Origin of the sequence: Streptomyces sp. HNM0575, from assembly GCF_012726265.1 — a bacterium.
Taxonomy (GTDB): Bacteria; Actinomycetota; Actinomycetes; order Streptomycetales; family Streptomycetaceae; genus Streptomyces.
On record NZ_JAASAG010000004.1, the window covers coordinates 131414 to 147024 of the forward strand.

General features: G+C 74.6%; 2 protein-coding genes (both running past the window's edge). Both read left to right on the top strand.

Annotation, left to right across the window (positions count from 1 at the left end; genetic code table 11):
• A protein-coding gene (locus HCC61_RS11965; RefSeq protein ID WP_169135370.1) for a non-ribosomal peptide synthetase crosses the window boundary here: on the top strand, positions 1-3207 show its 3' end. It extends 14493 nt beyond the left edge of the window; the window shows 3207 of its 17700 coding nt (coding positions 14494-17700); its start codon lies off the left edge, out of view; the stop codon is at positions 3205-3207.
• Positions 3204-15611 carry the 5' portion of an amino acid adenylation domain-containing protein gene (locus HCC61_RS11970; protein WP_346777149.1) on the top strand. 3696 nt of this gene lie beyond the right edge of the window, so 12408 of the gene's 16104 nt are visible here — the first part of the coding sequence; the start codon lies at positions 3204-3206; its stop codon lies off the right edge, out of view. Before HCC61_RS11965 ends, HCC61_RS11970 begins: the two co-directional genes overlap by 4 nt.

Consider the following 15611-nt stretch of genomic DNA (forward strand, 5'->3'; position numbering starts at 1 on the left):
GTGCAGCAGGCGGGAGCGGCCCATCTGCCCGTCGACCCCGACTATCCGCAGGCGCGGATCGCGGGAATGCTGGAGGACGCCGCGCCCGCGCTGGTGCTCACCCACCGTGCCCTGGCCGCCCGCTTCCCCGGCGCGCTGCTGACGGACGAGCCGGAGCGGGCCGGGCACGGGTCCGGGCAGACCGGACACGGACCCGGGAAGGCCGGGCACGGGCCGGAGCGAGCGGAACGTGAGCCGGAGGGGTCCGAACTCCCCCGGCCGCGCCCGGAGTTGACGCCCGAGCATCCCGCGTACGTCATCTACACCTCCGGCTCCACCGGCCGCCCCAAGGGCGTGGTGATCCCCCAGCGCGGCCTCGCCTCGCTGGCCCGCTCCCAGGCGGAGCGGCTGGCCATCGGCCCCGGCAGCCGGGTGCTTCAGCTCGCCTCCCCCTCCTTCGACGCGTCGGTGATGGAGACCCTGATGGCGCTGGCCACCGGAGCGACCCTGGTGGTGCCCGAACCGGGGCCGCTGGCCGGGGAGTTGCTGGGCGAGACGCTGCGCGCCCGCGAGGTCAGCCACGCGCTGATCCCGCCGACCTCGCTGACCGGGCTGGAGCCCGAGGGAGTGGAGGGCTTCTCCACCCTGGTCGTCGGCGGCGAGGCCTGCTCGGCCGCCCTGGCCGGGCGCTGGTCGCCGGGCCGCCGCATGGTCAACGCATACGGCCCGACCGAGGTGACCGCCTGCGTCACCATGTCCGCGCCGCTGACGGGAGCCGGCGCCCCGCCGATCGGCGGCCCGCTGCGCGGTGTGCGGCTGTACGTGCTCGACAGCATGCTGCGTCCGGTGCTGCCCGGCGTGGTGGGCGAGCTCTACGCGGCAGGAACCGGTCTCGCACAGGGCTATCTGCGACGTGCGGCCCTGACCGCCGAACGCTTCCCCGCCGACCCCTTCGGGCCGCCCGGCTCCCGTATGTACCGCACGGGCGACCTGGTCTCCTGGGACGAGGACGGGGTCCTGCGCTACCACGGGCGGGGCGACGGCCAGGTCAAGATCCGCGGCTTCCGGGTGGAACTGGGCGAGGTGCAGGCCGCGTTGACGCGGCTGCCCGGGGTGCGCTCGGCCGCCGTGGTGGTCCGCGAAGAGGCGGGCGGCGGGCCGCGCCGTCTGGTCGGCTACGTGGTGCCGGACATCGAGGGCGCCGAGGGCGCCGAGGGTCCCGAGGACGCGGGCGCGGACGGCCCGGACAGGCCGGGCGGCCTGGGGGGTGACGCCGGCCCGGACACCGAGGTCCTGCGTGCCGCGCTGGCCCGCACACTGCCCGGCCACATGGTGCCCTCGGCACTGGTCACCGTCGCCGCGCTGCCCACCACGCCCAACGGCAAGCTGGACGAGAAGGCCCTGCCCGCGCCCGACTTCGGCTCCGCCGCCGGAGGGGACCTGTGCGAGGGGCCCGAGGAGAAGGCGCTGGCCGAGGCGTTCGCCTCCGTACTGAACCTGCCCTCGGTCGGCGCGGAGGACAGCTTCTTCGCCCTGGGGGGCGACAGCATCCTCTCCATCCGACTCGTCGCCGCCGCCCGCTCGTCGGGCCTGCGCATCACACCCCGCGAGGTCTTCGAAGAGGGCACCGTACGGCGGCTGGCCGCACTGGTCGCCGGACGCGGGGAGAGCGCCGGGGAGACGGGCGGCGAGGCGGAGAGCGGCACCGCTCCGCTCACCCCCATCATGCGCTGGTTCACCGAACGCGGCGGCCCCGTCGGCCGGTTCAGCCAGTCCATGCTGCTGTGCACACCGGACGAGGCGACCGAGGACGGGCTGCGGAGTCTGCTGACGGCGCTGCTGCACGGCCATCCGCTGCTGGGGGCCCGGTTCGACCTGGCGGGCGGCACGTTCGAGGTCTCCCCGGCCGAGGAGCCCGTACTCGCCCTGGACGTACGGGACAAGCCGCCGTCGGAAACCGAACTCGCGGCCGAAACAGATGAGTTGGCGTCCGCGCTGGACCCGGTCGAGGGGCGTCTGCTGCGTGCCCGCTGGTACCGGGGCGGGCGGAGCGGCGCGGGTCGTCTGCTGCTGGTCGTGCACCATCTCGCCGTGGACGGCGTGTCCTGGCGCATCCTCACAGAGGACCTCGCCCAGGGCTGGGAAGAAGTCCGGCAGGACCGCGACCCGCGGCCCCAGGCCCCCTCCACCTCCTTCCGCCGGTGGGCCGCGGCGCTGCCCGCGAGCGCCGCCGCGCGCATGGACGAACTGCCGCTGTGGCAAGGCGTCTTGGATACTCCGGCCGGGCTCCCCCGGGTACGGACGGCAGCGCTGGGCACCGTCGGCGAAGCCCGGCACCGCACCGTGGTGCTGCCGCCCGAGCACACCGGGCTGCTGCTGACCGAAGCCGTGCGGCGGCACGACGCCCCCATCCACCAGCTGCTGCTGGCCGCGCTGGGCAGTGCGGTGGGGGCCTGGAACGGGGCGGGGAGCGGGGCGGACGCCTCCCCGTTCCTGGTGCATGTCGAGGGCCACGGCAGGGAGCAGCACATCCAGCCGGGTGCCGATCTCTCCCGTACGGTCGGCTGGTTCACCAGCCTCTATCCCGTACGGCTGCGTACGGACGCCGAGGTGGCCGAGTCGGTACGCCGGACGCGGGAAGAGCTGGAGCGCATCCCGGACAGCGGCATCGGCTACGGGCTGCTGCGGCATCTGCACCCCGAGGCGGGACGCTCGCTGGCCCAACGGCCGGGCCCGTCCATGGCGTTCAACTATCTGGGCCGGTTCACCGGTACGGACGGGCAGGGCGGGCCGTGGAGCGCAGCGCCGGAGGCCGGGTTGCTGGGCGGGTCGATCGACGCGGAGCTGCCGATGGCGCACGCGGTGGAGATCGACGCCATCACCCGGGACACGCCGCGGGGACCGTCGCTGCACACGCGGCTCACCTGGGCGCCCTCGGCGCTGGACGAGGCGGACGTGGCGGCGCTGGGCGAGTGCTGGCTCGCGGCGCTCATACGGACGGCCGGGGGCACGGGCGCACCGAACGGGGCGGACGGTCCGGACGGGGCGGACCGTATGCACGCCGCGGACCCGGCAGCCGATGCGACCGGCCCCGACGGCGCAGCCGGCCCGGACAGCCGGTCGCCCGCGGCCGGGCGGGCCTCCCGACTCCCCACGGCTGAACGGCCCTTGTCGCCCCTCAGCCCCGAACAGACGGCACAGCTCAAGGCTCGGTGGAGGAACCGGTGAGTGCGGACGACGGCGTGAGTGTGGACGACGGCCTGGACGACATCCTCCCGCTGGCGCCTCTTCAGGAAGGGCTGCTGTTCCACTCCGACTTCGACGCCGGAGCGCGGGACGTCTACACGATGCGGCTGGTCTTCACGCTGCACGGCGAGCTGGACGCCTCCGCCCTGCGGGGCGCGCTGGACGAGGTGCTGCGGCGGCACGCCAACCTGCGGGCGGCCTTCGTCCAGGAGGGCCTGGACCAGGCGGTCCAGGTCATCCCCGCGAGCTGGCAGGTGCCGTGGCGGGAAGTGGACCTGCGCGCTGCCGGGTCCGACGAGCGGGAGACCGAGCAGCGCCGCGTACTGGAGGAGGAGCGGGCGCACCGCTTCGACCTCTCCGATCCGCCGCTGCTGCGGATGGCGCTGCTGCGGCTGGGCGAGAGGGAGCACCGGCTGGTGCTCTCGGCACACCACATCCTCATCGACGGCTGGTCGATGCCGCTGCTGGGCAAGGAGCTGTTCACCTGCTACGCGCGGCTGACCGGCTCCGCCGACGCCGCCGAACTCCCGCCGGTCCGCCCTTATCGCGACTTCCTCGCCCATCTGGCGGGCAAGGACCAGGCCGCGGCCGAGGACGCCTGGCGCACCGCACTGGCCCGGGTCGGCGAGCCGACGCTGCTGACCCCCGGACCGAGCGCCGCCGTCGAAGAGCCGCCGCAGCAACTGGAGTTGGGGCTGCCGCCGCAGACCGCCTCCCGGCTCGCCACCCTCGGCGCGAGCCACGGGCTGACCACCGGCACCGTCTACCAGACCGCGTGGGGAGTGACCCTGGCCCGGCTGACCGGGCGGCACGAGGTGGTCTTCGGCACCACCGTCTCCGGGCGCCCCGCCGATCTGGACGGCGCCGAGACCATGATCGGGCTGCTGATCAACACCCTTCCGGTGGCGCTCCGTTCCACGCCCGGCCGTAGCCTCGCGGAGACGGCGCGGCAGCTCCAGGCGGAGCAGGCCGGTGTGCTCGACCACCAGCACCTGGGTCTGACCCGCATCCAGCAACTCATGGGCATGGGCGAGCTGTTCGACACGCTGCTGGTGGTCGAGAGCTTCGGCGTGGACAGCGAGGGGCTGGCCCAGGCGCAGTCCGCCGGTGGCCTGACCGTCGCCTCCGTACGCGGTGAGGACGCCACCCACTATCCGGTGACCGTGGTGGTGCACCCCGGCGCCGAGCCCCGTATCGCCCTGCGCTACCGGCCCGAGCTGCTGGAGCGGCAGCGGGCCGAGGCGCTGGGCGCGGCGTTCGTACGGGTGCTGGTTGCGCTGGCCGAGAATCCCGAACAGCCCGCCGGCGGCGTGGAGTTGCTGTCGGCGCAGGAGAGGCGGCGGGTGCTGGAGGACGGCACCGCGCTGGAGGAGCCTGGCGAGCCCGGCGCCACGATCCTGGACCTCTTCGACCGGGCGGTGCGCCGCGACCCCGACGCCCCCGCGCTCACCGACGGTGATCTCACGCTCAGCTACCGCAGGCTGGACGAGGACTCCACGCGCCTCGCCCACCTGCTGCGGAAGCGGGGAGCGGCCCCCGGCACGCTCGTGGCGCTGGCCCTGCATCCCTCCGCGCGGCAGATCACCGCCGTGCTGGCGGTCCTCAAGTGTGGCGCCGGCTATCTGCCGCTCCCGGCGGATGCCCCCGCCGAGCGGGTCGCCCGCCAACTGGACTCCGCCCGGCCGGTGCTGGGCGTGACCACGTCCGACGTACTGCCGGGGCTGCCGAACCTGCCCGGCCCGCCCGGGACTTCGGGACACGGGAGCGGGGAGGGGCGGGCGAACGGCAAGGGGCAGGCGGACGTAGACGGGACCGAGACCGGGGACGAGACCGGGGACGAGACCGGGACCGGGGACGAGACCGGGACCGGGGACGAGACCGGGACCGGAGACGAGACCGGGGCCGGGGAGGGCACCCCGTGGACCGTCCTGGACGGCGACGCCGTACGCGAGGAGCTGGAGCGGCTGCCGACCAGAGTCCCCGGCACGGCCGTCGATCCGCTGAGCACCGCCTACGTGATCTACACCTCCGGGTCCACCGGCACCCCCAAGGGCGTGGTGGTCAGCCACCACAACGTGGTGCGGCTGCTGGAGGCCACCCGGGAGACCTTCGCGTTCGGCCACCAGGATGTCTGGACCCTCTTCCACTCCTACGCCTTCGACTTCTCCGTCTGGGAGATCTTCGGATCGCTGCTGCACGGCGGACGGCTGGTGATCGTCCCCAAGGAGACGACGCGCTCCCCGGAGGACTTCGCCCGGCTGCTCCACCGCGAGCGGGTCACCGTGCTCAGCCAGACTCCGTCCGCCTTCCACCAGTTGGCCGAGGCGTATCTGGCGCAGCCGGAGCCGCCCCGGCTCGCTCTGCGTACCGTCGTCTTCGGCGGTGAGGCCCTGGACGCGGCGCGGCTGACCGGCTGGCAGCGCCACCACGGCCCGGACGGCCCCGAGTTGGTCAACATGTACGGCATCACGGAGACCACCGTGCATGTCACGCAGCACCTGCTGGAGCCCGAGCCGCAGGCGGGCGCCGCCGGCACCGTCGGACGGCCGATCGACGACCTGTCGGTGTATCTGCTGGACTCCGCGCTGCGCCCGGTCGCGCCCGGCGCGACCGGCGAACTGTACGTGGCGGGGCCCGGGTTGGCCCACGGCTACCTCGGGCAGCACGCGCTGACGTCGACCCGCTTCGTCGCCGACCCCTTCGGCGCTCCCGGAAGCCGGATGTACCGCAGCGGCGACCTCGCCCGCTGGAGCGAGGACGGCGACCTGGAGTATCTGGGGCGGGCCGACGAGCAGGTGCAGATCCGCGGCCACCGGGTGGAGCCGGGAGAGGCACGTGCCGCCCTCGCCGCCCTGGACGAGGTCGCCGAGGCCGTGGTGCTGGCCCGCCCGGCGCCCGACGGCAGCACCCGCCTGGTGGGCTACTACACCCCGGCGGCCCCGGGCGCCGACCCGCACCGGCTGCGGGAGGCGCTGCGCGGCGGGCTGCCCGAGTATCTGGTGCCCGCCGCCCTGGTGCCGGTGGAGCGCTGGCCGCTGACCGGCAACGGAAAGCTCGACTCGCACGCCCTGCCCGAGCCCGAGGACGCGGACACCGGCGGCGGCCGGGCGCCCGAGGGGCCGCAGGAGGAGCTGGTCGCCCAGCTCTTCGCCGAGGTGCTGGGACGGTCCGAAGTCGACGCGGACACCGACTTCTTCGCCCTGGGCGGGCACTCCCTGCTCGCCACGCGGCTGGCATCCAGGGTCCGCTCCGCGCTGCGCGTACGGCTGTCGGTACGGGACGTCTTCGAAGCGCCCACCGTCGCCGCCCTCGCCCGGCGCGTACGCTCCGCCGACGCCGCGGGCAGGCCGCTGACCGCACGGCCGCGGCCCGAGCGCGTACCGCTGTCACCGGCTCAGCGACGGCTTTGGTTCCTGCACCAGCTGCACGGGCCCGACGCCACGTACACCATCCCCTTCCTCGCCCGGCTCACCGGGCCGCTGGACGTCGCTGCGCTGCGGCGCGCGCTGCGGGACGTGCTGGAGCGGCACGAGAGCCTGCGGACCGTGTTCCCGTCGCAGGACGGCACTCCCTGCCAACACGTGCTGCCCATGGCGGAGTTGGACGATCCGCTGACCGTTCGCGAGATCGGCGGCGGCACGGTCGAGAAGGAGGTGGCCGCACTGCTGGCGGGCGCCTTCGACCTGGAGCGGGAGATCCCGCTGCGGGCCACGGTGCTGCGCCTGGACGAGCGGCAGCATGTGATCGCCCTGCTCGTCCACCACATCGCCGCCGACCAGTGGTCCGCCGGGCCGCTGCTGCGCGACCTGGCCACCGCGTACGGGGCACGCCGTGAGGGACGTGCCCCCGGCTGGGAGCCGCTGCCGGTGAGCTACGCCGACTTCACGCTGTGGCAGCGCGAGAACCTGGGCCTGGACGGCGGCGCCCCGACCCGCACGGGTACGGACACGGACGGCGGCGCGGACGGGGACGAGGCGGAGGAGGGCGGCGAACAGGCCGCGCTGGCCGGGCAGTCGGCGTACTGGCGCGAGCAACTCGCCGGGCTGCCCGAGGAGTTGCCGCTGCCCGCCGACCGGCCCCGGCCCGCTAGGCCCAGCCACCGCGGAGGCTTCGTCCGCTTCACGGTGCCCGCCGAAGTCCACCGGCGGCTGCGGGCGCTGGCGCGGGAGAGCTCCGCCTCGATGTTCATGGTGGGCCACGCCGCGCTGGCGGCGCTGCTGACCAAGACCGGAGCCGGGAGCGACGTGGTGATCGGCAGCCCCGTCGCCGGACGTCAGGACAGCGCCCTGGACGACCTGGTCGGCTTCTTCGTCAACAACCTGGTGCTGCGCGCCGACACCTCCGGCGACCCCGCCTTCCGTGAACTGCTGTGCCGCGTACGGGAGGTGGACCTGGCCGCGTACGCGCACGCCGACGTGCCCTTCGAGCAGTTGGTCGACGAGTTGAGCCCGCACCGGTCCCTGGCGCGGCATCCGCTGTTCCAGACGATGCTGGCCTGGGAGACCCGCGACACCGAACCGGTGGGGCTGCCGGGGCTGACGACCTCGCCGCTGCCCGCCACCGGCGAGGCCGCCAAGTTCGACCTGACCTTCACCCTCGCCGAGCGCCGCGGCGCCGACGGCATCGAGGGCCAACTGGAGTACGCCCGCGACCTGTTCGACCCCGCCACGGCCGAGGCACTGGCCGGGCGTCTCGTACGGCTGATGACCGCAGCGGCCGAGCGCCCCGACGCTCCCCTGCACCGGCTGGACGTGCTCAGTACGGAAGAGCGCCGGGAACTGCTGAGCACCGACCGGCACGCCGGGGACCCGCCCGCCCTGCCCGGCGCGCGGGGCACCCTGCCCGGCCTGTTCGCCGCCCAGGCTGCCGCCCACCCGCAGGCACCGGCGCTGGCCGGACCGTCCTGCCTGGCCGAAGGCGAATCCGGCGGCGACTGGGCCGAGTTGAGCTACCGGGAGCTGGACGAGGCCGCGAACGCGCTCGCCCACCGGCTCCTGGAGCACGGACTGCGCCCCGAGGACCGCGTGGCCGTGGTCCTGCCCCGTACCGTCGAGGCGGTCGTGGCGCTGCTGGCCGTGCAGAAGGCGGGGGCGGTCTATCTGCCGGTCGACCCCGAGTATCCGGCCGAGCGGATCGGCCACATGCTGGACGACGCGGCACCGGCGCTCGCCTTGACCGTGCCGGGCGCGGAGCTTCCGGGCGGCGACATCGTCCAACTGCCGCTCACCGAGGGGATGTTGGGAGCACGCCGGGAGGACCCCGGGAACTGGCGGGCGCTGCGCCCGGAGTCCGCCGCGTACGTCATCTACACCTCCGGCTCCACGGGACGGCCCAAGGGCGTGGTCGTCTCCCACGCCGGGCTGCCCGCCCTCGCCCGTACCCTCGCCGACGGCTTCGGCGCCGGACCCGGCTCCCGGGTCCTCCAGTTCGCCTCCCTCAGCTTCGACACCTCGGTCTGGGAGATCGTGATGGCGCTGCTGTCGGGCGCGGCCCTGGAGATGGTGCCAGCGGAGCGCCGACTGGGCGCCCCGCTGGGCGAGTTCCTGACCGAACGCCGCATCACCCACCTCACCGTGCCCCCGGCGGTGCTGGCCGCAATGCCGCAGGAGGCGGTGGCCGCGGAGACCACCCTGATCGTCGCGGGCGAGGCGTGCTCGCCGGAGCTGGTGCGCCGCTGGGCGCCGCGCAGCCGGATGTTCAACTCCTACGGGCCCACCGAGACCACCGTCGACGCGACCCTGTGGCACTGCGACCCGGAGGGGCTGCGCGGCGGCCCGGTGCCGGTGGGACGTGCGGTGGCCGGGACCGGTACATACGTCCTGGACGCGGCCCTGGAACCGGTGCCGCCGGGCACCCCGGGCGAGCTGTACGTCTCCGGCTCCGGGCTGGCGCGCGGCTACCATCTGCGGCCCGCGCTGACCGCCGAGCGCTTCGTCGCCGATCCATACGGCCCGCCCGGCACGCGGATGTACCGCACCGGCGACCTCGTCCGGCGCCGCTCCGACGGCGAGTTGGAGTATCTGGGGCGTGCCGACCACCAGGTGAAGCTGCGCGGCTTCCGTGTCGAACTGGGCGAGATCGAGAGCGAGTTGGCCGCGCTGCCCGGCGTACGTCAGGCGGTGGCGCTGCTGCGTGAGGACCGTCCGGGACAGCAGCGCCTCGTCGGCTACGTGGTGCCGCGCGAGGCGGAGCCCCTGCCGCTGGAGGAGCTGCGGGAGCGCCTGACGCTCCGGCTGCCGGACTATCTGGTGCCGTCGGTGCTGGTGGAGCTGGACCGGCTGCCGCTGAGCCCCAACGGCAAGGTGGACCGCGACGCGCTGCCCGAACCGGTCGCCGAGTCGCGGGACGCGGCGCCCCCGGAGGGTGCGGCGGCGGTCTTCGCCGGGCTCTTCGCCGACGTGCTCGGCCTGGAGTCGGGCGCCGTCGGCGGAGCCGACAGCTTCTTCGCCCTGGGCGGCGACAGCATCTCCTCGATCCAGCTCGTGGCCCGCGCCCGTGCCGCCGGTCACCGCGTCAGCGCCCGCCAGATCTTCGAGCACCGCACTCCGGACGCGCTCGCGCGGGTGGCCGGGCCGCAGGAGACGGGTGCCGAGGACGGCGCGGACGCGGCGCGTCAAACGGGGGGCACCGGCGCCGACTTGGGCGGTCCCGCGCCCCTGACGCCGATCATGCGCTGGCTCGCGCGGCACCCGGAGCACTGGCGGGGCTTCCACCAGTCGGTGCTGGTCACCACGCCCGCCGGACTGGCCGAGGACGAACTGCGGCGCGGGCTCGCCGAGTTGACGGCCGTGCACCCGTTGCTCGCCTCCGGGGTCGCCGGGGAGGACGGCGAGCCCGTGCTGGCGCCCGGCGGCGATTCCGGGCCGGTGCTCACCGTGGTGGACGCCTCCGATGCGGAAGCCGGGCGGCTGCGTGAACTGATCGCCCTGCACTCGGAGTCGGCCGTCGCCGCACTGGACCCGGACGCCGGTGTGATGCTGCGGGCGGTGTGGTTCCGGCGCGGCGACGAGGCCGCCGGACGGCTGCTGCTGGTGGCGCATCACCTGGTGGTGGATGGGGTGTCCTGGCGGATCCTCCTGCCCGACCTGGCCCTGACCGTCCGCGGCCTGACCCCCGAGCCGCCCGGCACGTCCTTCGCGCACTGGGCACGCGGCATCCTCGCCTCGGCCGCGGACCACGAGGGTGAACGGCCGTACTGGCGCGAGGTGTTGGCGACTCCGGGCACCCCACTGGGGGCCGCTCCCGGCGAGGTCACATCGGCCACGCTCCGCACCGAAATGCCGGTGGAGCTGACCGGGACGCTGCTGACGCGGGTGGCCGCGGCCTTCCACACGGGACCCGACGTGCTGCTGCTGGCCGCGCTGTCCGAGGCGTTGGCGCCCGAACGGGGCCTGCTCGTGGACCTGGAGTCGCACGGGCGGCACGAGGAGCAGGTGCCGGGCGCCGAACTCTCCCGTACGGTCGGCTGGTTCACCACCCAGTACCCGGTCCGGCTGCCCGCGCCCGCGGGCGGCGCGGGCCGCGGCGTGAAAAGCGTCAAGGAAGCCCTGCGGGGCGTGCCCGCGCATGGCACCGGCTACGGGCTGCTGTTCGGGCAGGCCGCCAGCGGCGCCCAGATCGGCTTCAACTACTTGGGCAGGTTCGGCCCGGCGGACGGCACCGGGGACGAGTGGGCCCCAGCGCCGGAGGCGGACGCCGTCACCACCGAGGGCGTGCCCGCACTGCTCGACGGCCATCTGCTGGAGGTCGGCGCCTCCACCTTGGAGGGCCCCGACGGGCCACGGCTGACGCTGCGCTGGACATACGCCCGGCAGGCGCTGGACGCCGGCCGGATGCGGGAGATCGCCGACCGGTTCTCCGCCGTCCTGGAGGAGCTGGTACGCCGCCATGACGAGCCCGGATACGCCGGGCACAGCCCCGGCGACTTCCCGCTGGTGCGGGCGACGGAGAGCGAGATCGCCGAACTGGAGCATGCGCAGCCGGAGTTGACGGACATCTGGCCGCTCTCCCCGCTCCAGCAGGGTCTGGCCTTCCACGCCCTGAGCGGCCCCGAGCGGCAGGACGTCTACGTCGTACAGCTGGAGCTGGAGCTGACCGGGGACCTGGACACGGCACGGCTGCGGCAGGCCGCCCAGAGCGTCGTCGACCGGCACGCCAATCTGCGGGCCGGCTTCCGGCAGCTTGCGACCGGCACGCTGGCGCAGTACGTCACCGGCCACGCCCCCGTGGAGTGGCACGAGGTAGAGGCCACGCCGGAGGAGTGGCGGCGACTGGCCCGGCAGGACCGTGAGCGCCGCTTCGACCTGGACCGCCCACCGCTGCTGCGCTTCACGCTCGCCCGCGACGGCGAGGACACCCACCGGCTGCTGCTGACCAGCCACCATCTGCTGCTGGACGGCTGGTCGGCGCCGCTGCTGCTGACCGACCTCTTCCGTACGTACGCGGGTGAAGTACCGCCGCAGCGGAGGCCGTTCGCCGACTATCTGCACTGGCTGGGCGAGCAGGACCGGCCCGCGGCGCTCCGGGCCTGGCACCGGGCGCTGGACGGGCTGAGCGAGCCGACCCTCGTCGCGCCGCAGGCACTCGACGCACCGGCCCGGATACCGGGCGAGGCCGAGCTGACGCTGGATCCCGCACTGACCAGGGCGCTGGAGGAGCGTGCGCGGGAGCTGGGCGTCACCCTCAACTCCCTTACGCAGACCGGCTGGGGGCTGCTGCTCGGCAGGCTCACCGGACAGACCGACGTCGTCTTCGGCTCCGCCGTCTCCGGGCGCCCCGCGGAGCTGACCGGGGTCGAGACCATGATCGGCCTGCTGGTCAACACCCTGCCCACGCGGGTCAGTTGCCGCCCCGGCGACTCCCTCGGCGAGATCGCCACGGAAACCCATCGGCGTCAGGTCTCCCTGCTGGACCACCAGTACCTGGGCCTGGCCGACATCCAGCAGGCCGTGGGCATGCCCCGACTGCTCGACACGATGACGGTGTTCGAGAACTACCCCTTCGACGAGCAGGCCCTCAGCGACAGCGAACAGGCCGCAGCGCTGCGCGTACGGGGCGTCGGCGGCCGGGACGCCACGCACTATCCGCTGACGCTCTCCTTCACCCTGCTCGACGGACGGCTGCGGCTCGTCCTCAAGCACCGCGAGGACCTCTACGACTCCGCCGCCGCGCAGGACTTGCTGCACGGGCTGCGGCACGCGCTCACGGCGCTGGCCCACGAGCCGGGAACTCCCGCCGGACGGCTGGAAGTCGGCCCCGGGCCGGTGCGGGAGCCGCTGCGCGGGCGCCTACGGAAACCGCTCGGCGCGGCCACCGCGGGCGGCGACGCGAGCACCGGGCAGGTACGGGGCATCGCCGCGGCCTTCGCGGAGACCGCCCGCAGAGCGCCGGACGCCGTCGCCGTCGTGGAGAGCGCCACCGGACGGTCGCTGAGCTACGGCGAACTGATGAGGCGCGCCGCCCATCTCGCGGACCGGCTGCGCGAGTTGGGCGCGGGCACGAGCACTGGTGCGGGCGCGAGCACTGGTGCGGGCGCGGAGACCGTCGTAGGCGTGGCACTGCCCCGCTCCGCCGATTTGGTCGTCGCCCTGCTGGGCGTGGCCTGGAGCGGCGCCGCGTATCTGCCCCTGCACCCTGGCTGGCCCGCGGCACGCTGCCGCGAGGTGCTGGACTCCGCGGGCGCCAAGGTGGTCGTCGCCGATCCCGGGCACGCCGAACTGGCGGGCGGCCTCCCGGTGTTGGAGGTCGGCGACGGAACGAGCGAGAGCGCGCCCGCACCCGTATCGCCCGGGCGGCTGGCCTATGTGATGTACACCTCCGGTTCCACGGGGACGCCCAAGGGCGTCGCGGTCACCCACGACGCCGTCGTGGCGCTCGCCTCCGACTCGCGCTTCGACGGCGAGGCGCACCGCCGGGTGCTGCTGCACTCCCCGCACTCCTTCGACGCCTCCACCTACGAGCTGTGGGTGCCGCTGCTGCGCGGCGGACGGCTGCTGATCGCGCCGGACGGCGAGCTCGACGTGACGGAGTGGCGGCGGCTGCTGTCCGAAGTCGGGGCCACAGCGGCCTGGTTCACCGCCGGTCTGTTCGCACTGCTGGCCCAGGAGGCCCCGGAGGTCTTCCGGCATCTGGAGGAGGTGTGGACCGGCGGCGACGTGGTGCCGCCCGCGGCCGTACGCGCCGCCCTGGAGGCCGCGCCACGGCTGCGGATCGTCAACGGCTACGGCCCGACCGAGACGACCACGTTCGCCACCGCCGGCCCGGTGGACGTGCGCGGCCTGGAAACGGACGCCTCGGTGCCCATCGGGACGCCCCTGGACGGGATGACCGCGCATGTGCTGGACGCCGCACTGCGTCCGGTCGGCCCGGGGGTGCCCGGCGAGCTGTATGTGGCCGGTACCGGGCTGGCGCGCGGCTACCTCGGCGACGGTCCGCGCACCGCCGAGCGATTCGTCGCCGTACCGCACGGCGCGACCGGTGGCGCCGCACCGCACGGCGAGCCCGGCGAGCGGATGTACCGCACCGGCGACCTCGTACGCCGACTGCCGGACGGGCGGCTGGAGTTCCTCGGCCGTGCCGACCAGCAGGTCAAGCTGCGCGGCTACCGCGTCGAGCCGGGCGAGGCCGAGGCGGCGCTGCTCGCGGAGCCCGACGTCGCCGCAGCGGCCGTGCTGGTCCGTGACGACCTGCCGGGCGGGACGGCCCTCGTGGGCTATGTGGTGCCACGCAACGGCGAGTCGGACCTGCCCGGGCTGCGGTCCCGGCTGGCGGCACGGCTGCCGGAGTATCTGGTGCCGGCGGCGCTGACGGAGGTCGAGCGGATACCGCTGACCGACAACGGCAAGGTCGACCGGCGGGCGCTGCCCGCGCCGCGTCCGGCCGAGCGTCCGGTGCGGCAGGCGGCGCAGGGCCAGCGGGAGGAGCTGCTGTGCCGCCTCTTCGCACAGGCCCTGGAGCTGGACGAGATCGGCCCGCAGGAGGACTTCTTCGACGTGGGCGGCCATTCGCTGACCGCGATGCGGCTGGTGGGCACGGTGCGCTCCGCGCTGGAGACGGAGCTGTCGGTACGGGACCTCTTCGAGGCCCGCACCCCGGCCGCGGTCGCCGCTCTGCTGCGGGAGCGAAGCCGGGGCGGCCACGACGGCGGCGGCAGCGGCAGCACACCGCTCACGCGGCGGCCGCGGCCCGGCCAGCTGCCGCTGTCGCCCGCGCAGCAACGGCTGTGGTTCCTGGACCGGTTGGAGGAGAACCCCTCGGCCGCGTACAACGTGCCCATCGCGCTCCGTCTGGACGGCAGGGCCGAGCGTGAACCGCTCCGCGCGGCGCTCGGCGACCTGCTGGAGCGGCACGAGGCACTGCGCACGGTCTTCCCGGAACGCGAGGGCCGGGCGCGCCAGCACATCCTGCCTCCGCACGAGGCCGAGGTGCCGCTCGCCGTGACCGAACTTCCGGCGTGGGCCGTCCCCGACGCGCTGCGTACGGAGGCCGTGCGCCCCTTCGACCTGGCCCGCCACATCCCGCTGCGGGCCACGCTCGTCCGGGGCGACGACGGCCACGACACGCTGCTGCTGGTGCTGCACCACATCGCGGGCGACGAGTGGTCGGTGCGTCCCCTGCTGGAGGACCTCTCCACCGCCTATCTGGCCCGTACGCGGGGCGGGGCGCCCGAGTGGGAGCAACTGCCGGTGCAGTACGCCGACTACACCCTCTGGCAGCGTGAACTGCTGGGCGCCGAGGAGGAGTCGGAGAGCGGCGTCAGCCGGCAGATCCGCTACTGGCGCGAGCGGCTGGCGGGCGCGCCCGCCGAACTGCCCCTGCCCGTGGACCGTCCGCGCGGCACGGGCGCCGGATACGACGGCGACGTCGTGGAGTTCGAGGTGCCCGAGCGGGTACGGGACGGCCTGGACCGGCTGGCCCGTGAGTGCGGGGCCACGCCGTTCATGGTCGCCCAGGCCGCGCTGGCCACCCTGCTGAAGCGCTGGGGCGGCGGAGACGACCTGCCCATCGGCACCCTGATCGCCGGACGTGACGAGGCGGCGCTGCACGACCTGGTGGGGTTCTTCGTCAACACGCTCGTGCTGCGCACCGACACCTCCGGTGACCCCACGCCCGGCGAGCTGGTGCGCCGGGTCAAGGCTGGCGACCTGGCCGACTTCGACCGGTCGCAGGTGCCCTTCGAACGGCTGGTGGACGTGCTGGGCGTGGAGCGCTCGCTCTCCCGGCATCCCCTCTTCCAGGTGATGCTCAACCACCAGACCCGCGCCCCCGGCGGGCCCGTGCTGGGGACGCTGACCGCCGAACCCGTGGCGGTGCACACCCGCACCGCCAAGTTCGACCTGACCTTCACGCTCGTACGGGACGCCGCGCCGGACGGGCCGCTGAACGGC